23 protein-coding genes are annotated in these 17,949 nt (G+C 60.7%); 6 read left to right on the top strand and 17 right to left on the bottom strand.

The genetic code is table 11. The annotated features are described in order from the left end of the window. Positions 1 to 25 precede the first annotated feature (25 nt). Genes AB3Y40_RS17990 through AB3Y40_RS18015 form a run of 6 tightly spaced genes read right to left on the bottom strand, consistent with a single transcriptional unit; the run spans position 26 to position 4,447 of the window. On the bottom strand, positions 26 to 295 hold the full coding sequence (locus tag AB3Y40_RS17990; RefSeq protein WP_369440270.1) for an HPr family phosphocarrier protein: 270 nt from the start codon (positions 293 to 295) through the stop codon (positions 26 to 28). A 2-nt stretch (positions 296 to 297) separates the two neighbouring features. Further along, a complete protein-coding gene (locus tag AB3Y40_RS17995) occupies positions 298 to 690 on the bottom strand; it encodes a PTS sugar transporter subunit IIA (RefSeq protein WP_369440271.1) in 393 nt (130 codons plus the stop codon). Further along, positions 687 to 1,589 carry an RNase adapter RapZ gene (rapZ, locus tag AB3Y40_RS18000; RefSeq protein ID WP_369440272.1) on the bottom strand — a complete coding sequence of 301 codons (903 nt, stop codon included), beginning with the start codon at positions 1,587 to 1,589 and terminating at the stop codon, positions 687 to 689. Before rapZ ends, AB3Y40_RS17995 begins: the two co-directional genes overlap by 4 nt. Beyond that, positions 1,586 to 2,008 (bottom strand): HPr kinase/phosphorylase, encoded by a 423-nt coding sequence (locus AB3Y40_RS18005; RefSeq protein WP_369440273.1) that lies wholly within the window; start codon positions 2,006 to 2,008, stop codon positions 1,586 to 1,588. Before AB3Y40_RS18005 ends, rapZ begins: the two co-directional genes overlap by 4 nt. Positions 2,009 to 2,011: 3 nt before the next feature. Continuing rightward, positions 2,012 to 3,742, bottom strand: coding sequence for a sensor N-terminal transmembrane domain-containing protein (locus AB3Y40_RS18010; protein WP_369440274.1), 1,731 nt, complete (start codon positions 3,740 to 3,742; stop codon positions 2,012 to 2,014). A 3-nt stretch (positions 3,743 to 3,745) separates the two neighbouring features. Continuing rightward, a complete protein-coding gene (locus AB3Y40_RS18015; protein ID WP_369440275.1) occupies positions 3,746 to 4,447 on the bottom strand; it encodes a response regulator transcription factor in 702 nt (233 codons plus the stop codon). 297 nt (positions 4,448 to 4,744) lie between these two features. Here AB3Y40_RS18015 and AB3Y40_RS18020 point away from each other — a divergent pair, with 297 nt between their 5' ends. Together AB3Y40_RS18020 and AB3Y40_RS18025 are read left to right on the top strand one after the other, a co-directional pair. After that, positions 4,745 to 6,343: a phosphoenolpyruvate carboxykinase gene (locus AB3Y40_RS18020; protein WP_369440276.1), complete on the top strand. Its 1,599-nt coding sequence runs from the start codon at positions 4,745 to 4,747 to the stop codon at positions 6,341 to 6,343. A 41-nt stretch (positions 6,344 to 6,384) separates the two neighbouring features. Further along, positions 6,385 to 6,918 carry a DUF3859 domain-containing protein gene (locus AB3Y40_RS18025; RefSeq protein ID WP_369440277.1) on the top strand — a complete coding sequence of 178 codons (534 nt, stop codon included), beginning with the start codon at positions 6,385 to 6,387 and terminating at the stop codon, positions 6,916 to 6,918. Positions 6,919 to 6,935: 17 nt separating this feature from the next. On the opposite strand, the gene AB3Y40_RS18030 is transcribed toward AB3Y40_RS18025, so the two are convergent. Next, on the bottom strand, positions 6,936 to 7,670 hold the full coding sequence (locus AB3Y40_RS18030) for a TSUP family transporter (protein WP_369440278.1): 735 nt from the start codon (positions 7,668 to 7,670) through the stop codon (positions 6,936 to 6,938). Between the two features lie 168 nt (positions 7,671 to 7,838). On the opposite strand from AB3Y40_RS18030, the gene AB3Y40_RS18035 reads away from it, so the two are divergent. From AB3Y40_RS18035 to AB3Y40_RS18045, 3 genes are read left to right on the top strand one after another with little or no spacing between them, the layout of a single operon-like run. Further along, positions 7,839 to 9,515: an acyl-CoA dehydrogenase family protein gene (locus tag AB3Y40_RS18035; protein WP_369440279.1), complete on the top strand. Its 1,677-nt coding sequence runs from the start codon at positions 7,839 to 7,841 to the stop codon at positions 9,513 to 9,515. A 56-nt stretch (positions 9,516 to 9,571) separates the two neighbouring features. Then, positions 9,572 to 10,600: an SDR family oxidoreductase gene (locus AB3Y40_RS18040; protein ID WP_369440280.1), complete on the top strand. Its 1,029-nt coding sequence runs from the start codon at positions 9,572 to 9,574 to the stop codon at positions 10,598 to 10,600. Between the two features lie 2 nt (positions 10,601 to 10,602). After that, complete coding sequence (locus AB3Y40_RS18045) at positions 10,603 to 10,995, top strand: META domain-containing protein (RefSeq protein WP_369440281.1); 393 nt, start codon at positions 10,603 to 10,605, stop codon at positions 10,993 to 10,995. Here AB3Y40_RS18045 and recO read toward each other — a convergent pair. From recO to era, 3 genes are read right to left on the bottom strand one after another with little or no spacing between them, the layout of a single operon-like run. Next, on the bottom strand, positions 10,980 to 11,714 hold the full coding sequence (gene recO / locus AB3Y40_RS18050; protein WP_369440282.1) for a DNA repair protein RecO: 735 nt from the start codon (positions 11,712 to 11,714) through the stop codon (positions 10,980 to 10,982). The genes AB3Y40_RS18045 and recO overlap by 16 nt on opposite strands. 59 nt (positions 11,715 to 11,773) lie before the next feature. Continuing rightward, positions 11,774 to 12,103 (bottom strand): DUF1491 family protein, encoded by a 330-nt coding sequence (locus AB3Y40_RS18055; protein WP_369440283.1) that lies wholly within the window; start codon positions 12,101 to 12,103, stop codon positions 11,774 to 11,776. A gap of 42 nt (positions 12,104 to 12,145) precedes the next feature. Continuing rightward, the gene (gene era, locus AB3Y40_RS18060; protein WP_369440284.1) at positions 12,146 to 13,054 is read right to left on the bottom strand and encodes a GTPase Era; all 909 of its coding nucleotides are present in this window, start codon (positions 13,052 to 13,054) and stop codon (positions 12,146 to 12,148) included. Positions 13,055 to 13,179: 125 nt separating this feature from the next. Between era and AB3Y40_RS18065 the strand changes: the two genes are divergently transcribed. Then, positions 13,180 to 13,752: a thermonuclease family protein gene (locus tag AB3Y40_RS18065; protein WP_369440285.1), complete on the top strand. Its 573-nt coding sequence runs from the start codon at positions 13,180 to 13,182 to the stop codon at positions 13,750 to 13,752. Here AB3Y40_RS18065 and rnc read toward each other — a convergent pair. The 7 genes from rnc to AB3Y40_RS18100 are packed head-to-tail and all read right to left on the bottom strand — an operon-like array spanning position 13,749 to position 17,924. Next, entirely contained in the window at positions 13,749 to 14,429 is a 681-nt protein-coding gene (gene rnc / locus AB3Y40_RS18070) for a ribonuclease III (RefSeq protein WP_369440286.1), read from the bottom strand. The two genes, AB3Y40_RS18065 and rnc, sit on opposite strands and share 4 nt — an antisense overlap. Beyond that, positions 14,426 to 15,262, bottom strand: a complete 837-nt coding sequence (gene lepB / locus AB3Y40_RS18075; protein WP_369440287.1) for a signal peptidase I — start codon at positions 15,260 to 15,262, stop codon at positions 14,426 to 14,428. The genes rnc and lepB overlap by 4 nt, the downstream gene beginning before the upstream one ends. Positions 15,263 to 15,317: 55 nt before the next feature. Continuing rightward, positions 15,318 to 15,746 (bottom strand): holo-ACP synthase, encoded by a 429-nt coding sequence (acpS, locus tag AB3Y40_RS18080; protein WP_369440288.1) that lies wholly within the window; start codon positions 15,744 to 15,746, stop codon positions 15,318 to 15,320. Further along, positions 15,743 to 16,198, bottom strand: coding sequence for a hypothetical protein (locus AB3Y40_RS18085; RefSeq protein ID WP_369440289.1), 456 nt, complete (start codon positions 16,196 to 16,198; stop codon positions 15,743 to 15,745). Before AB3Y40_RS18085 ends, acpS begins: the two co-directional genes overlap by 4 nt. Continuing rightward, complete coding sequence (locus AB3Y40_RS18090) at positions 16,195 to 16,503, bottom strand: Dabb family protein (protein WP_369440290.1); 309 nt, start codon at positions 16,501 to 16,503, stop codon at positions 16,195 to 16,197. The genes AB3Y40_RS18085 and AB3Y40_RS18090 overlap by 4 nt, the downstream gene beginning before the upstream one ends. Next, positions 16,500 to 17,258 (bottom strand): pyridoxine 5'-phosphate synthase, encoded by a 759-nt coding sequence (locus AB3Y40_RS18095; RefSeq protein ID WP_369440291.1) that lies wholly within the window; start codon positions 17,256 to 17,258, stop codon positions 16,500 to 16,502. The genes AB3Y40_RS18090 and AB3Y40_RS18095 overlap by 4 nt, the downstream gene beginning before the upstream one ends. Positions 17,259 to 17,285: 27 nt before the next feature. Continuing rightward, on the bottom strand, positions 17,286 to 17,924 hold the full coding sequence (locus AB3Y40_RS18100; RefSeq protein ID WP_369440292.1) for a DUF2062 domain-containing protein: 639 nt from the start codon (positions 17,922 to 17,924) through the stop codon (positions 17,286 to 17,288). Positions 17,925 to 17,949: the final 25 nt, after the last annotated feature.

The following is a 17,949-nucleotide window of genomic DNA, read 5'->3' on the forward strand; positions in this document are numbered from 1 at the left end:
CCTTCCAATCATGACCGGGCCAACCCTAGTCGCCTTCCCCAAATTTATCGTTCACCAGGTCGGAAATGGCCTGACCCAAGGCGTCAGCCTGCGGGCCGCGCGTTTCCACATCTATAAATGTTCCGATGGTGGCTGCCAACATCAATAGCCCCATGATGCTGTCGCCTTCGGCTGACATCCCGTCCTTGCTGACGGTCGCCTCGGCGTCATGGGCTTCGACCACTTCGGCCAATCTGGCAGAGGCACGGGCGTGCAGGCCTTTGATGTTCTGAATCTCGAGTCGCAGATTTGCCATGTCTAACCGGGGCTGACGATGTGGGTGTTTATGTATTTATGCGCGGCATCAATGGCCGCGTTCACCGCCTCCGGCACGGGTTTGTGCCGGGTCTTGGCAAGCTTGATCAGCATCGGCAGGTTCGCGCCATAGATGATCTGACGCTTGGCAACGCCACAGGCCCGCAAGCTGAGGTTTGAAGGCGAGCCGCCGAACATATCGGTGACGATGATGACACCATTGCCATTGTCGACCGCGTCTGCAGCGGCACAGATCTCGGCCTGCTTGTCGGCACGGTTCTCTTCGGCAGCGATGGTGATGGCGCGGATGCCGTCCTGCTTGCCGACCACATGTTCGACTGCGGCCAGATACTCTGGCGCCAGCCCCCCATGTGCAACGATCACAATACCAATCAACCCAACCGTCCTTTTTGACCACCGGCGCGGCGCTCCATCTCACGATGTCTCTTAGACACCTGCCAACCGTCCGCTGCAAGGGATGCCGCAACCCTTTCGGCCATTGTGACGGAACGATGTTGCCCGCCGGTGCAGCCAAATCCGATGGCAAGGTGGCTGCGCCCCTCGTCCTTGTGGGCGGGCAAGAGCAGGGCCAGCAGGCCCGTCACCCGCTCAAAGAAGGGGGCAAAGTTGGGGTCGGCGGCGACGTAATCGGCAACGCCCGCGTCGCGGCCATCAAGCGGCCGCAGGTCGGGTTCCCAATGCGGATTGCGCAAAAAGCGGCAGTCGAGCACCATGTCCAGCCCGCGCGGCAGGCCGCGTTTGTAAGAAAAGGACTGGACCGAGACACCAAGGGTGGCCGATTGCGGGGCGAACAGACGCTCTACCTCTGCCTTGAGGTCATGGGGTGTCATCGCGGTGGTGTCGATCAGCACATCCGCGCGCGCCCGAATAGGTACCAGCAGATCGGTTTCGGCGGTGATGCCGGCAAGCGGCGGGCCTGCAGGCGCAAGGGGGTGCCGCCGCCGGGTTTCGGAGTAGCGCCGGATCAGGGTATCGGCGTCCGCCTCGAGAAACAGGACCTGCGTGGCGTCCCCCCGACTTTGGCTGACCCGGTCAATCGCGTCGATTAGCGCATTGGTGCCAAAGTCGCGGTTGCGCACATCAATTCCAATGGCCAGCGGGCGTGTTGCAGGGCCATCCAGCAGGCGCGGCAAAAGCGACAGGGGCAGATTGTCGATCACCTCGAACCCGATGTCTTCCAGCGCGCGGATCGCGGTCGACCGGCCACCACCCGACGGACCAGTGACCAAAAGCACCGGCGGATTGTCGTCTTGGATCGGGGTTGCGGTGGTCATGGAGCCTCTCGCCCGTGGCGCAGATAGATCAGGATCGCAGGGGCGAAATGTAGGCCCTCTGCCTTGTGAAGCAAGGGGATGGGACATCCCAAATGCGTGACCTGACGCGAAGGCGGCAGGCGGTTCGTTTCGCCCCGGTTCATGTCGACGGCCAGCGCAATCGCGGTACGATTGGCCAGCGGCGCGTGCATCAGGCCAACGCCGCGCGCCTCGATCAGAGGCGGCAAGTTGGCCGGGCGGCTGGCCCAAAGCTGGCCGTTTTTGGCCACCAGCGCGGTTTGGTCATCCGCGACAAGCCGCGCACCCAAAGCGATCAGTTGCAGGGCAAGGGACGATTTGCCGCTGCCCGATGCGCCGGTGATCAGAACCCCCTGCCCGTCAAGGTCAACCGTTGTGGCATGCAGGGTCGTGGCCGTCATGGCCTAGACCGGAAGCCCCACAACAAAGCGCGCGCCCAAGGGTTCTGACGTCATGTCAGCCTCTCCGGGGCGGATATTCTCGGCCCAGATGACACCGCCATGCGCCTCGATGATTTGCTTGGAGATCGCGAGCCCGAGGCCGGAGTTATTGCCAAACTGCCCTTCTGGCCGTTCCGAGTAGAAACGTTTGAACACCTTTTGCAGGGCTTCATTCGGGATGCCGGGGCCGGTGTCTTCGACAACCACAAGCACGCGGTTTTCACGTTTGCGGGCCCAGACGCGGATGGCGTCACCGTCTTCGCAGAACGAAATCGCATTTGTAATCAAGTTGACAAAGACCTGCGCGAGCCGCCCTTCGAGGCCCACAACACGGATCGGGTGTTCAGGCAGATCAGCGATAAACTCGATCCCCTTGGTCGTCGCCTCTTTGCCCAGAAATTCGTTCAGGTTGCCCAGCATCTTGAGTAGATCAAATGATTCCTCTTCCTCTTTGACCAGTTCACTGTCCAGCCGCGAGGCGTTCGAGATGTCGCTGACCAGACGGTCTAGGCGGCGCACATCATGTTCGATCACTTCGAGCATCTTCTCGCGCTGGTCATCGCGCTTGGCGATCCGCATGGTCCCAACCGCAGAGCGGAGTGAGGCGAGCGGGTTCTTGATTTCGTGGGCCACGTCAGCGGCAAATTGTTCATTGCCTTCAATACGTTCATAAAGCGCCTGCACCATGCCGCGCAGTGCGCCGGACAGACGGCCAATCTCATCCGGGCGGGCGGTCAGATCGGGAATACGCACCTTGGTCGGGGACATCTTGCGCGCGTTCTTGTCCCGGCCCAATTCGGCTGCGGCAGCCAGATCGGCCAGCGGGTTTGCGATGGTCGAAGCCAGCACAAGGCTGAGACCGATGGAAATCAGGATGCCCACAAGCAGGAGGCGGAATATCTGTTCGCGTTCGCGCGCGACAAGCGCGTCCAGCTCACCTGCGGCAGAAGAAATCAGGACAACGCCAACGGCGCGTTCATTTTGCAGAATGGGGGTTGATACAACAAAGGTTGTGCCATCTGCATTGCTGCTGGCGCTGACCCCGGTGCCGTCCTGCATGACGGCGCGGATATCTTCGGGAGTGACGTTTTGCAGCACATCTTCGGGGCGTGTGTCGACACTGACGACCGCGCGCATTGATCCCCAGACCTGCGCCAGAAAGTCGCTGATGAACGTCGCACTGTCGTCGCGTTCCAGACCATCAATGGCAGAGCCGCCGCGCGCACCTTTGGCGGTGGCGATCAGCGTCCCAGCGGGGTCATAGACGGCCACATCAATGCCGCCGCGCAGATCCATCTGCGCCAGCGTGTTGACCACGTCGATCCCGTCCCCGGTGATCAGGTCAACGGGGGCAGTTGCGGGCATCCGTGCTTCCAGCACATCGGCGATCAATTCCGCCTCGTTCACCAGACCGTTGGCCCGTTGGAACGCAAGGTTGTCGCGGCTTGGATTGAGGTACAGCACCCCCGCTACCAGCAAGAGCATCGCCACCAGATTGAAGGTGATGATCTTGCGGGCAATGGGTGAATTGCGCAGCTGGATCAGGCCGCGCTTGCGGCGTTGTTCCAGCATTTCCTGTTCATGAAACGCCGTGGGCGAGACCCAGTCATCCCCCAGCACAAGGTCCGGCTGGCTTTGCGCCGCACGCCGGACCGAGTTCAGATCACGTACATCAATGTCAGAGACATCGGTCATCACTTACTCTTCGTTGTAGCGATACCCGATACCGTAAAGCGTTTCGATTGCCGAAAATTCATCATCGGCCTGACGCATCTTCTTGCGCAGACGCTTGATGTGGCTGTCGATCGTGCGGTCATCGACATAGACCTGATCATCATAGGCCACATCCATCAGCTGATCGCGGGATTTCACGAAACCGGGGCGCTGTGCGAGCGCCTGCAGCAGCAGAAATTCTGTGACGGTCAAAGAGACATCCTGCCCCTTCCATTTCACCGCATGGCGCAGCGGGTCCATCGTCAGCTCACCGCGGACCATGATCTTGGTCTCTTCGGTTTCTTCCACCTCTTCGCCGGAAATCACATCCTGACGGCGCAAGAGCGCACGGATGCGTTCCACCAGCAGCCGCTGGCTAAAGGGTTTCTTGACGTAGTCGTCAGCACCCATGCGCAGGCCCAAGACTTCGTCAATTTCATCGTCCTTGGACGTCAGAAAGATCACCGGCATCGAGGTTTTCTGGCGTAGACGCTGCAACAGGTCCATGCCGTCCATGCGGGGCATCTTGATATCGAGAACGGCCATATCAGGCAGACGCTTGTTGAAGGCGTCCAGTGCCGATTGGCCATCGTTATAGGTTTCAACTTCGAAACCTTCAGCCTCGAGAGTCATGGAGACCGACGTCAGGATGTTCCTGTCGTCGTCCACAAGTGCAATTTTAGACATGGGTTTAACCCTTACTGCTTATTGTTGATCTTGCCTGCTTTTTTCAAAGGTTTCCCCGTTTTGGCGAAACGAATCAAGTCTCAACTACGAATCAGGCGGTCATGTGTGCCTTATTTGCGCCCGGAGGGGTTATTTTGCCATTAACTGCGTTTCAAAAAGGTCACGCTTTGGACTGGTGGCGTTAACATGGGAATGGTTGCGCTAACGTCCTGTCAGGGGGGTATTCGGACGGAAAATCATAGTGCTAAGTGGTGAAGTCCGGGCCGCAAACGGCCCTTTATCATATGGAGCACGCTGATGGACCACGGCACGGTCAACCCGCAGATGACACTTGCGCAACAAGGCATCACAGGGCTGGGTGCTGTCTATTATAACGAGGACGAAGCCACGCTTCAGGCCGCAGCCATCGCCGCTGGCGAAGGGGTTGAAGGCAAGGGTGGCACGTTCCTGGTCAGCACCGGCAAGCACACGGGCCGGTCGCCCAAGGACAAGTTCGTAGTGCGCACGCCAGAGGTCGAAGACACGATCTGGTGGGAGAACAACCCGCCGATGGACCCCGCCGCCTTTGACCGGCTTTACGAGGATATGGTCGCGCACATGCAGGGCGGCACCTACCGGGTGCAGGACCTGTTTGGTGGTGCCGACCCCGCCCACCGGCTGGATGTGCGCGTGGTGACAGAACTGACGTGGCACGGATTGTTCATCCGGCATATGCTGCGTCGCCCCGCCACCGAAGAGCTGGCGACGTTCGCCCCCGACTGGACGATCATCAACTGCCCCGGTTTCAAAGCTGATCCCGCACGGCATGGGTGCCGGTCTGAAACCGTAATCACGCTGAACTTTGCGCGCAAGATGATCCTGATCGGCGGCACCGAATACGCGGGCGAGAACAAGAAATCAGTCTTCACTCTGCTGAACTATCTGCTGCCTGAAAAGGGCATTATGCCGATGCATTGCAGCGCCAACCACGCACCCGGCAATCCGGTGGACACGGCCGTCTTCTTTGGCCTGTCGGGCACCGGCAAGACCACCCTGTCTGCTGATCCAACCCGCGTGCTGATCGGTGATGATGAACACGGCTGGTCAGAGCGCGGCACCTTTAACTTTGAGGGCGGCTGCTATGCCAAGACCATCGGACTGGACCCGGTGGCAGAACCCGAGATCTACGCCACATGTGCGATGCCGCATACGGTGATCGAGAATATGGTGTTTGACCCCGACACCAATGAACTGGATTTCGAGGACGACAGCCTGACCGCGAACATGCGCTGCGCCTACCCGCTGAATTACATCGGCAATGCGTCTGACAGCGCGTTGGGCGGTCATCCCAAGAATATCATCATGCTGACCTGCGATGCCTTTGGCGTGCTGCCGCCAATCAGCCGGTTGACCCCGGCGCAGGCGATGTATCATTTCCTGTCGGGCTTTACGTCGAAAGTGGCGGGCACCGAACGCGGTGTGACAGAGCCGGAGCCGACGTTCAGCACCTGTTTCGGCGCACCTTTCATGCCGCGCCGGCCCGAGGTTTACGGCAAACTGTTGCAGCAAAAGATCGCAAGCCACGGTGCCACCTGCTGGCTGGTCAACACCGGTTGGACCGGCGGGGCGTATGGCACCGGCAGCCGGATGCCGATCAAGGCAACACGCGCCTTGCTTGCCGCGGCGTTGGACGGCTCACTGGTTGAAAACCAGTTCATCAAGGACACAAACTTTGGTTTTGAAGTCCCTGTGACATGCGATGGCGTCGACAGCCGCCTGTTGAACCCGCGCGAGACATGGGCAGATAAGGCCGCTTACGACGTGCAGGCCGAAAAGCTGGTGACGATGTTCAGCGACAACTTTGAAAAGTACGTCCCCTTCATTGACGATGACGTGAAAGCCGCCGCTATCGGCTAAGGCCCGTTTTCAAGCCACGCGAAGATCATTAGGGTCGGGCCATGCGTCCGACCCTTTTTCTTATGGTGCTGCCGGTGGCGGCATGGGCCCAACCGGCCCCCGACACCGTCTCACCGGTTCTTGCCAGCGTGCAAAGCGGCGTGGTCTGCCCGCCGCCAACGGTCGGGTCGGCCCCCGCGCCTGACACGGTTGCGGGCACCACCCATCTGATCGAGGAAGAACCGCCGTTTGTGTCCCTGTCCAACCGGGTGCCTGCGGTGCTGGGGATCGGGTTCGGCGTCAAGGCGCTGTCAGAGGCGGCGATGGGCATCGACACCGTGACCATGACCGTGACCCACCCGCCGATGGGCGATGGCGGGGCTGTGCGCCAAAGCTTTGAGACGCGGATCAGCGGGATCGACCCTTCGCTGACGTTCTATCAGTTCGATTATGACTATGAGCTGGTGCAGGGCATCTGGCAGATGGAGGCGCGCAAGGGCGGCACGATCCTGTATCGCACTACGTTCGAGGTGGTGCCGCCGCAGATGGTGCCAGAGCTGGCGGCGATCTGCGGGTTTGAGAACCTGCTGTCCTAAGACGGGTCAATCGCCCATTACACCAGCGCGCGCCGGATCAGGTTGGCCCCAGCGATCAGCAGCACAAGTAGCGTTGCCCGGCGAAATGCGCGTTGATCAATCCGGTCCTGTATCGCCAGCCCTACCGCCATTCCCAGAAGCGCAGGTGCCAGCATCATCGCCGAAAGTGCCGCCGTTTCGAGCCGCAAGATACCGGACTGCACATGCCCCCCCACCAACAGCACCGCACCCAGCCCAAAGGCCGCACCTTGCAGACGCACCTGATCCACCTTGGGGGTGTCAAGTGCCGTCAGATAGGCCACGGTCGGCGGCCCCCAGACACCTGACAGCCCCCCGATGAAGCCGGTAAAGACACCCACGCCCGCCTCAACCCCTGTGTGTTGCCGCGCCAGTCGCGGCGCCCAGCCCGCCAATTGCAACAGGGCAAAGATGATGATCGGCACCCCGATAATCAGCAACAGCGCCCGCATCGACAAAAGCGGAACAAGCTGCGCCGAGAACAGCATTGTCACCCCGCCTGCGATCAGGAACACCCGAAATTTCACAATAGAGGCCCAGGCCGCACGCGGCACCTGCCGCAACGCCTGCCAGCCGTTTGTCACTAAGGTCGGCAATAACAACGCGGCCAGCGCCAGTTCCGGGGCCATCAGGCTGGATAAACCAGAGATCATGATCGTAGGCATCGCAAAGCCCACAGTGCCCTTTACGACGCCTGCGCCAAAGGCGACCATGGCCGCCAGCACGAACGTCATCAAAGGGAGGAGGTCAAACATGTGCGCAGACTGCCCCAAGCCGGGCGAACAGTGGAGAGAAAATCCAGTGCGACATTTTTTGTCTTTTTTTAGGTTTCTTGCGCATGAATATTGCGCTGCAGTTGCGAAATCTGTATTTCTGCACTTGCAAAATGAGAGGATTCGCCCATGCCCCGCGACATCGCAGAGACCGACATGCCAATCCTGACCGATCTGCTGACCCTGACGGCGGCCGCCCTGCCCGCGGTCGAGGATGTGACAGCCCGCGCCAAGGCCGCAGTCGCAGCGCTGGTCACCGTAGAGGGGCGCACGGCAGGTCATCTGATCGAAGCGCATCAGACGGCGGCCCACGGGCTGGCGTGGCTGGCCACCTATGCGGAGGCGCTGCGCCAGATGCAGGGCTGGGCCGAACGGTTGGACGCAGAGAGCAGGTTTGGCGAAACAGAGCAGCTGATCCACCAGATCGCCTTTGGCGAATACCTTTGGCAGATCTACGGCGGCATCCAGATGAACCAGGGCGAGGTCGTGCGCCTGCAGGACATGGGGCTGACGCAGGATGATATGCGCGCACTGATGCTGCCTGCGGTCATGACGCTATGCGATGCGGGCAACACGCAGGCTGCACGTGCCCGGCTTGTGGCGCTGATGCAGGAACACGCGGCCGATATTACCGTGGGCAAGACCGGTCTGGACGATGAGCTTGAGATGATCCGCGAGCAATTCCGGCGCTTCAGCCTGGACCGCGTGGAGCCACACGCCCATGACTGGCACCTGAAGGACGAATTGATCCCGCTGGAGATCATCAACGAGATGGCCGAGATGGGCGTCTTTGGCCTGACCATCCCCGAAGAATACGGCGGCTTTGGCCTGTCCAAGGCATCCATGTGTGTGGTCAGTGAGGAATTGTCGCGCGGCTACATCGGTGTCGGCTCATTGGGCACCCGCAGCGAGATCGCGGCAGAACTGATCCTGTGCGGTGGCACCGACGCACAAAAGGAAAAGTGGCTACCCGGATTGGCGAGCGCTGAAATTCTGCCGACGGCGGTCTTTACCGAACCCAACACCGGGTCAGACCTTGGGTCCTTGCGCACCAAGGCGCGTAAGGATGGCGACGACTGGGTGATTAACGGCAACAAGACATGGATCACCCATGCCGCGCGGACCCATGTGATGACCGTGCTGGCCCGCAGTGTGGAAGCCAGCGACGACTACAAGGGCCTGTCGATGTTTCTGGCCGAAAAGACCCCCGGCACCGACGCCGAGCCATGGCAAGACCCCGGCATTTCCGGGGGCGAGATCGAAGTGCTCGGCTATCGCGGGATGAAGGAATACACGCTGAACTTTGATGATTTCAAAGTAAAGGGTGAAAACCTGCTGGGTGGGGTCGAAGGCCAGGGCTTTAAGCAGCTGATGCAGACGTTTGAAAGCGCCCGTATCCAGACCGCTGCCCGCGCGGTGGGTGTGGCGCAATCGGCGCTGGACGAAGGCATGGCCTATGCCCAGACCCGCAACCAGTTCGGCAAGGCGCTGATCAACTTCCCCCGTGTGGCAGGCAAACTGGCGATGATGGCGGTGGAAATCATGATCGCGCGGCAAATGACCTATTTCAGCGCCCGTGAAAAAGACAATGATCGGCGCTGCGACCTTGAGGCCGGGATGGCAAAGCTACTGGCTGCGCGGGTCGCTTGGGCTGCGGCGGACAACGCGCTGCAAATCCATGGCGGCAATGGCTTTGCGCTTGAATACAAGATCAGCCGCATCTTGTGTGACGCGCGCATCCTGAACATTTTTGAAGGAGCCGCCGAAATTCAGGCGCAGGTGATCGCGCGGCGCTTGCTGAGTTGACCCCTTGTGATCCGACCCATGAACCCCCACCGTAGGAGGGAACAGGAGGCTGCACCATGACCCAGACCGTTTTTGTGACCGGTGCGTCCGGTTTCATCGCCAAGCACATCGTCGCAGGCCTGCTGAATCGAGGCCACCATGTTGTGGGCTCTGTCCGCTCGCTATCCCGCGCGGATGAGGTGCGGGACGCAGTCAAACCGGTGCTGAGCGACACCAGTGATCTGGACGCGCGTCTGCGGTTTGTGGCCCTTGATCTGGGCAGCGATGAAGGCTGGGACGCGGCGATGGCAGGGGTGGATGTGCTGATGCACACCGCCTCTCCCTTTCCGATGGTGCAACCCGATGATCCGCAGGCGATCATCCGCCCTGCGGTCGACGGTGCGCTGCGCGCGCTGAAAGCGGCCCATGCGGCAGGGATCAAGCGGGTGATCTTTACCTCGTCCATCGTGTCGGTGATGTATGGGAACGCGCCTGCCAATGGCACGGCGTTTACTGAAGAAGATTGGACCGACGTCGATGCCCCCGATGTCCTGCCCTATTCCCAATCCAAGACGCTGGCCGAACGTGCGGCCTGGGATTTCATCGCCTCTGACGCGGCAGAGATTGCGATGACCACGATCAATCCCGCACTTGTGGCTGGCCCGGCGCTGGATGCGCATTTTGGCACGTCCTTACAGATCATCGAGCGGCTTTTGGGCGGCAAAGACCCGATGTTGCCGATGTTCGGTTTCAACATCGTCGATGTCCGCGACGTGGCAGAGGCGCATATTCGCGCCATGGAACGCCCCGAGACGGCGGGCGAACGGCTTATCGTCTCAAACGGCTGGATGTGGTTCCCCGAGGTGGCGCAGGCGATGAAAGAGGGGTTACCGGGACGTCGCATCGTGACCCGCGTGGCGCCAACCTTTGTGGTCAAGCTGATTGGGCTGTTTGACAAATCGGTCAAATCGCTGATCCCAACGTTGAACCGCAAGGACCTGTGTGACGGCAGCAAGGCCGCAAAGATGCTGGGGCTGGATTATATCGCGCCAGAAGCTTCTGTCCTCGCCTCGGCCCAGAGCATCATCACGCACAAGGGTTTATAGCGATGATGCGCGCAACCCTCGTTGCGGGCGTGCTTAGCCTGATGGGCTGCGAGACGGATGAGACTGTCGCGGCCTTTGCCGGGGATGCCACCGTCTTTGCCCTGCAAAGCCTTGATGGCGCGCCTTTCCCGGCTAGTGCCTCGCTTGATGTCGGAACGCCGGGGCAGATCACCGGCGACGCCCCTTGCAACAGCTATTCCGCCGACCAATCCGCCCCTTATCCGTGGTTTGCACTGGGGCCAATCGCCGCCACCCGCCGCGCCTGTCCTGACCTTGCCGCGGAGGCCGCGTATTTCGATGCGCTCGCCGCGATGACATTGGCCGAAGTGGTTGGTGACACGCTGATACTGTCCAACACCGACGGCGGCGAGATGGTGTTTCAGGCCGTACCCTGACGGGCAATCGTTTCCAGCAAACGCGCGCGCGCCGCTGGCATCGGGCGGTCGCCCAGCGAGCGGATCAGGCGGTTGTCGATAAACCAGCCGGTGGTGCCCAGCGCGCGCACGATCTCGGCTTCGCTTGCGTCCCCTTTGCCCGCAAGGACAGGCGGCAGGGGCAGCAAACGGTCGGCCCATTCACCGGCGGCCTCGCGGCTGACCGCACGACCCGATTTGGGCGAGACAAAGGCCAGATCCTCGTTCACACCGCGCACCGCACAGGCCGAAAGGTCCATGCCAAACCCCATCTCTTCCAACAATGCCTGTTCCCAGCGCAGATAGGCCAGCGGCCAAACTTCTGACTGTCCTAGCAGGTCCAGCAGGTTTTGGGTCCGTTCATAAAGCGGCAGATGCGCCTCGCGTTCCGGCAAGATATGGTTGAGCAGCGCGCAGACCGCGTTCAGCCCCGCCAGCGCCAGACGGTCCGCCATCACCGCCGCTGCCCGACTGCGCAGGGGTTCAATGGTAAAGGCACCCAGATGGCCATCCAGCCGCGCCTTCCAGGTCACGGTGATCTGCCCGCCGGGTTGCAAATGCGGGGTCATCTTGCGGCTGACGCCACCGCGCACGACGCCTGCATGCCGCCCGCGCATGGGCGTAAACACCTCTAGAATAACGCTGGTTTCACCATGCGGGCGGGCGGCCAGCACCACGCCTTCATCCGTCCACTCGATCATGGGCGCAGCCTATCATCTTCTTCTGGCTAAAAATATCCCCGCCGGAGGCTCCGCCGTTATCAATCGGCAAGCCCCGGTTCATCCAAAAGGTGCCGTCCGTGCCGATCTTCCACCTCGATCACCCAAAGATCAGGGTCAAAACTGCATTGTTTGGCGACAGAGGCATCCACAGTGGCCTCTTCCCCTTCGACCAGCGCAACCCAGCGCCGATCCCCGGTCAAAAGGTCAAACGACCGCTGGTAACAGCAGGCCTGTCCATCCAATGTGTTCAGCTTGATCAGCACGGCACCCGCCGTGGCATCGCCCTTTTGCACCACAAAGGCCGGGATTTCGACCAGCCGCAGCCGGGTCAGATAGGCCGAAACCCAAACCTCAGCCGTCAGCCGCATGACATTGCGCGGAGCGCGCGCCAGCAAGCGACAAGCCCCCCCTCAGGCATTGCCGTCTTTGAAATCAAGGCCCATTTCGTCATAGCGTTCAGCCTCATCCAACCAGCCGGGCCGCACCTTGACCTGCAGAAACAGATGCACTTTACGGCCAAGAAACTCTTCCAGCTCTTCGCGGGCGGCTTTGCCCACGGCCTTGATCGTCTCGCCCTTGTTGCCCAGCACGATGCCCTTGTGGCCATCGCGGACCACATAGATCAACTGGTCAATCTTGGCAGAGCCGTCTTTGCGTTCTTCCCAATTCTCGGTCTCGACCGTCATTTGATAGGGCAGTTCCTGATGCAGCCGCAGCGTCAGCTTTTCGCGGGTCATCTCGGCGGCAATCATGCGCATTGGCAGATCTGCAATCTGGTCTTCGGGATAAAGCCAAGGGCCCTCTGGCAGTTCGCCCGCCAGCCATGATTTCAGCGCGTCGCAACCGTGGCCGCGTTCGGCGGAGATCATGAAGGTCTCGGCAAAGGGAAAAGTCGCGTTCATGTCTTTGGTGAGTTTCAGCAGAACTTCGGATTTCACCTTGTCGATCTTGTTGATCGCCAGCGCAACCTTCGGGCTGTCGGTGCGTTCGGTCAGTGCATCCAGGATCGCCTTGACCCCTTCGGTCATGCCGCGGTGCGCCTCGATCAGCAGCACCACCACGTCAGCGTCAGCCGCACCGCCCCAAGCCGCCGCGACCATCGCCCGGTCCAACCTGCGCCGTGGCTTGAAAAGGCCCGGCGTGTCCACGAACACAAGCTGCGCGTCACCGTCCAGCGCCACACCCCTGATCCGCGCCCGCGTGGTCTGCACCTTGTGGGTCACAATGCTGACCTTGGCACCGACCATGCGGTTCAGCAGGGTCGATTTCCCCGCATTCGGTTCCCCGATCAAAGCAACAAAGCCTGCGCGTGTGGTCATCTGCGTTTTCCAATCCATGCCGGGACAACCCCGACCTCGCGCCCCATCTAGGGGAGTTTGACGCCAAGGCCAAGCAATGCAACTCTAGGGTGAACGCGTTTGGCATTTTTCGAGAGAAGCATTCATTGGACTTCATACTAGTCATTGCGACAATTGCCTTTGTTGTATGGGTCGTCGCTGACGTGATCCGCAAAGGCAACGCCGCCGAAGATAGCACGCCCCCACGACCAAACACCAAGAAACGGCAAGCACCGCCACCCTACCGCCCCAAGACGTCACCGCGCCCCGCACCCCAACCGAACTGGACCCAACCAGAGGTCATTGCGGGCAAGTGTTATGTGATCGACGGCGACACCATCGTCATCAACAAGGTCCATATCCGTCTTTTCGGGATCGATGCACCGGAACTGAACCACCCGTGGGGCAAGAAAGCGAAGTGGGAAATGGTCAACCTATGCAAGGGGCGTGTGATTACGGCGACGTTGGACGGGTCCAGTAGCCACAACAGGGTTGTTGCGACCTGCCGTTTGCCAGATGGCACCGATCTAAATGAAGAAATGGTGAAGCGCGGTCTGGCGATTGACTGGCCAAAATTTTCCGGCGGCCACTATGCACAATTCGAAGTCGAGGGTATCAGAAAGAAGCTGTGGCGTTGTCACTACAGGCAGCTTGGCAAATTCTTCGAAGTCGAACGCTAACCGTCCACCCGGTCCAACAGCATCTGCGCGGCGGCCTGTTCGGCATGGCGTTTGGAACCGGCCTGGGCGGTGGCTGACGCGCCGCTGGTCAGTTGCACCTGAATCGTAAAAACAGGCTGGTGGTCGGGGCCGGTGCGGGCCATTTCGACGTATGTAGGGGGTGGCTCGCCGCGGGCCTGTGCCCATTCCTGAAGCGCGGTTTTGGCGTCGCGGGCATCATCGGCCACGTTTGTGACGCGGTCACCCCAGAGCCGCAGGATCGTCGCGCGTGCGGCGTCAAATCCCGCGTCCTGATAGACTGCGGCGATCACCGCTTCCATCGCGTCAGCCAGTAGCGCCTCTTTCCGGCGACCACCTGACTTCATCTCGGACCGGCCCAGTTTCAGCACTGCGCCCAGATCAATCTGGCGGGCGACATCGGCGCAAGCCTCGCGCCGGACAAGGGCGTTGTAGCGCGGAGCCAAGGTGCCTTCGGGGGCGTTGGCGTCAGCGGACAGCAGCGCCTCTGCGATCACAAGGCCCAGCACCCGGTCGCCCAGAAATTCGAGCCGTTGATTGTCGTCGCGGTGCACCGATACCATCGACGAATGGGTGACCGCGCGCACCAATAGTTCGGGCTTGGCAAAGGTATGGCCCAGCCGCCCCTGAAAGGCTGTCAGGTCCGCTGCGATCTTCACTCAATCGCCTTGAAGAAACGATCCGAGCGCCAAGTCCAGAAAGCAAACATCGACCTCCCGGCAGAAGAGAACATCACCCGATCCGCACGGCCCACGATGTCAGCGCGCGGCACAAAACCGACGCCCCGCGCAGCCTGCGCGACGCGGCTATCGGTCGAGTTGTCGCGGTTGTCACCCATGAAAAAGTAGTTGTCGGCAGGCACCGTATAGACGCCTGTGTTATCAAGCGCGCGGTCGCCGATATTCAGGATTGCATGACTGGCCCCGCCGGGCAGTGTTTCGATGAACTTGTCCTTGCGGCAAACTGCACCTTCGCCCACGGACCCGTTGGAACACTGCGGCCGCAGACGCTGCGGGCCTTGCGGGCTGTAGACCTCTTCAAAGACACCGACAGGTTCAACGGTGGCAGCTTCATCGTTGATATAAAGCAGGCCGTCCTTGACCTGAATGCGGTCACCCGGCAGGCCGATCAAGCGTTTGATAAAGTCGCGCCCGGTGACGGGGTGGCGAAAGACCACGACATCGCCGCGTTCGGGATCACCGCCCAGAAAGCGTTCATTGGTGCCCTCAAAAAAGCCGCAGAAATCCTCGGCCCCAACATCCACACCTAATGCGGGAATGCGGATCGACGGGCAAGAAGCGTAGGAGTAGCCGTAGGCAAATTTGTTCACGAACAGAAAATCACCGATCAGCAGCGTGTCTTTCATCGACCCTGAGGGAATCCAGAACGGCTGAAACAAAATAGTGCGAAAGGCCCCGGCGATCAGAAGGGCATAGACGATGGTTTTCACCGTCTCGATGACGCTGCCAAGAAAGCCGGATCGTTCTGCCATGGGTTCTGCCTAACCTTGTTTCTGCGCCGCTAAATGCGGGCAACATGGGTATGAGTCAACCCGACCCGTTTGCAGCGGGGTTATCTGCAATAGGAAGCGCTTCGATCACGACAAATGCCTGCGCCCAAGGGTGATCATCAGTCAGCGTGACATGAATAATGGCCGTGTGGCCCGGAGGGGTCATTTCTTCCAGCCGGGACTTGGCCCAGCCGGACACCTCCATCACCGGCTGGCCACTGCGCAGGTTACTGACCGCCATGTCGCGCCAGCTGATGCCCATACGCAGCCCCGTGCCCAGCGCCTTGGAACACGCCTCTTTCGCGGCCCAGCGTTTGGCATAGGTGCCCGCCACGTCCTTGCGGCGTTCAGCCTTGCGCTGTTCGATCTCGGTGAAGACGCGGTTGCGAAAGCGGTCGCCAAAGCGGTCCAGCGTGCCCTGAATGCGTTCGATGTTGGCCAGATCGGTGCCGATGCCAAGGATCATTGGGTGCCGTCCTCTGCGTAGGTGGCCGTCATCGCACCGGTGGATTGGTTGAGGGTGATCACCACAGGTTTGCGACTGAAGCCGTCGATTTTGGCGTCGTAGAACCGCGCATCTAGGGTAAACGTCAGCCCAGTCAATGGGTTATAGCTGGATTGCAGTGTGTCAAAGAACAGCCCGGCAAAGCCGATGTCGGCACTGGCACCGACCAGGCGGCATTGCCGATCGCCCAATTCGTTGAAGGGTGGCGAGAGCACCAAGAGCCACGCAAAGCCCACAGCGGGTTCAATGGTATCGAGCACCGCCACGCGGACCTTGCCGTTAGAAAAGGTGCGCGCGTTCTCTTCCCATGGCTCTGCGATGGCCTGCGCGCTGGCCTGCCAGTCACATTGAGACACGACCTGTGCCGTCGCGGGACTGGCCAGCGCCAGCAAAAGGGCAACGGTGCGGATCATGCGGCGGGCACGTCCAGATCAAAGACCATGATGCCGTCGCCGCCGCCATTGCACATGGCTACCAGCCGCGCGCCCAATACGCGGTGGCGCGGGTCGGCAGCATAGGCATCAAGGGCAGCACGGTCGTGAAAGGTGCAAACAAAGCCATAAGGGTAATCCGGCGATTTGCCTTCGGCGTCGATGTTGGGGCCATGTTCAAAGCCGGTGAAGCCATCAATCTGGCCAATCAGACCGCCGAGCCCATCCATGACGGCGGGCAAATCATCACGGGCGGAAAGGTTGAGCATGACGATATGGCGGATCATGCGCCTGTCCCAGCTGCCCGCGCCTCATCCATCAGACGGCGCATTTCCTGAATGGAACCGGTCAGCCCCCGAAAGATCGCTTCGCCAATCAGAAAGTGGCCGATGTTGAGTTCTTTGACCTGCGGCAAAGCGGCGATGGGGGCGACGCTGTCATAGGCGAGCCCGTGCCCGACGTGGACTTCGAGCCCCAGTTCGTGGCCATAGGCCGCCATATCGGTGATTCTGGACAGTTCACTGTCGCGCAGGGCCCAGTCGCCCTCGGCCCAGGCGTCGGAATAGGCGCCCGCGTGCAGTTCGATGACCGGCGCGCCGATACGGTGGCTGGCCTCGACCTGTTTTTGATCAGCAGCGATGAACATCGACACGCGGCTGCCGGCGTCCCGCAGGGGCGCGATATAGGCGGCAAGCGCGTTGTCATTGGCGGCCACGTCAAGGCCGCCTTCGGTTGTCCGCTCCTCGCGCTTTTCCGGCACGAGGCAGACAGCGTGGGGTTTGTGGCGCAGGGCGATGGCCTGCATTTCCTCTGTCGCGGCCATTTCAAAGTTCAGCGGCACTGTCAGCGCCTCCATCAGGCGTTCGATGTCGCTGTCGATAATGTGGCGGCGGTCTTCGCGCAGGTGTGCCGTGATGCCATCTGCCCCGGCCTCTTGCGCCAGCAACGCCGCGCGCACCGGGTCCGGCACCGCACCACCGCGGGCGTTGCGGACGGTGGCGACGTGGTCAATGTTCACCCCAAGGCGCAGTTCGTTGGACATGTGCAATTTCCTTTTACTGACCGGATATTAGCCCAGATCGGGGCCATCACCATCCTGCGGTTTGCGCAATTGATCAAGCTTGGCGCGCAACCGCTTGCGGCGGCTGTTCTGGTAGGCCCCAATGAGCGGCACAGAGAGGTAGTAGCAGATGGTGGCGCAGATCACGCCGGGGATCACGCCGCCGACCATGTAGGGATAAAATACATCGTCATAGAACGACGCCAGATAGTCCCAATGGGCCACGTCGTCGGTGAAGATCGCCATAAAGTTATGGCGCAAATCTTCGAACGCGCGGGCAAAGTTGCGCCCGATCCCTTCGACATCGGTGCGCACACCGGTCAGAAGATACCCCGATTGCAGCGCGGCCACGGCGATGGGGATATAGGTCAGCGGGTTGCCAAAGAAGGTGCCCATCAGCGCCGCCAGGATGTTGCCGCGCATCAGTTTGGCGATTACCGCGGCAATCAGAAAGTGCAGCCCGTAAAAGGGCGTGAAAGAGGTGAACACCCCGGCCCAGACGCCGCGGCTGATCTTTTCGGGCGTATCGGGTAGCCGCCGCACCCGGTGTTTGACGTATTCAAAAGCCCGCGCCCATCCCCCACGGGGATAGAGAAAATCCAGCACAGCCTGCCAGATTGGTCGTCTGTCCCTGCGCTTGAATACCACGTCTACGTCCTTACAAGGGGCAAAG

Origin of the sequence: Yoonia sp. R2331 (genome assembly GCF_041103235.1) — a bacterium.
In the GTDB taxonomy this organism is placed as follows: Bacteria; Pseudomonadota; Alphaproteobacteria; order Rhodobacterales; family Rhodobacteraceae; genus CANMYO01.

Excerpts from the sequence above, each read along its gene's own strand:
- AB3Y40_RS18020 (WP_369440276.1), top strand. The coding sequence starts at position 4,745 with ATGGACCACGGCACGGTCAACCCGCAGATGACACTTGCGCAACAAGGC.
- AB3Y40_RS18015 (WP_369440275.1), bottom strand. The coding sequence starts at position 4,447 with ATGTCTAAAATTGCACTTGTGGACGACGACAGGAACATCCTGACGTCG.
- era (WP_369440284.1), bottom strand. The coding sequence starts at position 13,054 with ATGACCACACGCGCAGGCTTTGTTGCTTTGATCGGGGAACCGAATGCG.
- AB3Y40_RS18010 (WP_369440274.1), bottom strand. The coding sequence starts at position 3,742 with ATGACCGATGTCTCTGACATTGATGTACGTGATCTGAACTCGGTCCGG.
- acpS (WP_369440288.1), bottom strand. The coding sequence starts at position 15,746 with ATGATCCTTGGCATCGGCACCGATCTGGCCAACATCGAACGCATTCAG.
- AB3Y40_RS18085 (WP_369440289.1), bottom strand. The coding sequence starts at position 16,198 with ATGATCCGCACCGTTGCCCTTTTGCTGGCGCTGGCCAGTCCCGCGACG.
- rapZ (WP_369440272.1), bottom strand. The coding sequence starts at position 1,589 with ATGACCACCGCAACCCCGATCCAAGACGACAATCCGCCGGTGCTTTTG.
- AB3Y40_RS18055 (WP_369440283.1), bottom strand. The coding sequence starts at position 12,103 with ATGCGGCTGACGGCTGAGGTTTGGGTTTCGGCCTATCTGACCCGGCTG.
- AB3Y40_RS18090 (WP_369440290.1), bottom strand. The coding sequence starts at position 16,503 with ATGATCCGCCATATCGTCATGCTCAACCTTTCCGCCCGTGATGATTTG.
- lepB (WP_369440287.1), bottom strand. The coding sequence starts at position 15,262 with ATGGCAGAACGATCCGGCTTTCTTGGCAGCGTCATCGAGACGGTGAAA.
- AB3Y40_RS18030 (WP_369440278.1), bottom strand. The coding sequence starts at position 7,670 with ATGACGTTCGTGCTGGCGGCCATGGTCGCCTTTGGCGCAGGCGTCGTA.
- AB3Y40_RS18005 (WP_369440273.1), bottom strand. The coding sequence starts at position 2,008 with ATGACGGCCACGACCCTGCATGCCACAACGGTTGACCTTGACGGGCAG.
- AB3Y40_RS18035 (WP_369440279.1), top strand. The coding sequence starts at position 7,839 with ATGCCCCGCGACATCGCAGAGACCGACATGCCAATCCTGACCGATCTG.
- AB3Y40_RS18040 (WP_369440280.1), top strand. The coding sequence starts at position 9,572 with ATGACCCAGACCGTTTTTGTGACCGGTGCGTCCGGTTTCATCGCCAAG.
- recO (WP_369440282.1), bottom strand. The coding sequence starts at position 11,714 with ATGATCGAGTGGACGGATGAAGGCGTGGTGCTGGCCGCCCGCCCGCAT.
- AB3Y40_RS18045 (WP_369440281.1), top strand. The coding sequence starts at position 10,603 with ATGATGCGCGCAACCCTCGTTGCGGGCGTGCTTAGCCTGATGGGCTGC.
- AB3Y40_RS17990 (WP_369440270.1), bottom strand. The coding sequence starts at position 295 with ATGGCAAATCTGCGACTCGAGATTCAGAACATCAAAGGCCTGCACGCC.
- AB3Y40_RS18095 (WP_369440291.1), bottom strand. The coding sequence starts at position 17,258 with ATGTCCAACGAACTGCGCCTTGGGGTGAACATTGACCACGTCGCCACC.
- AB3Y40_RS18025 (WP_369440277.1), top strand. The coding sequence starts at position 6,385 with ATGCGTCCGACCCTTTTTCTTATGGTGCTGCCGGTGGCGGCATGGGCC.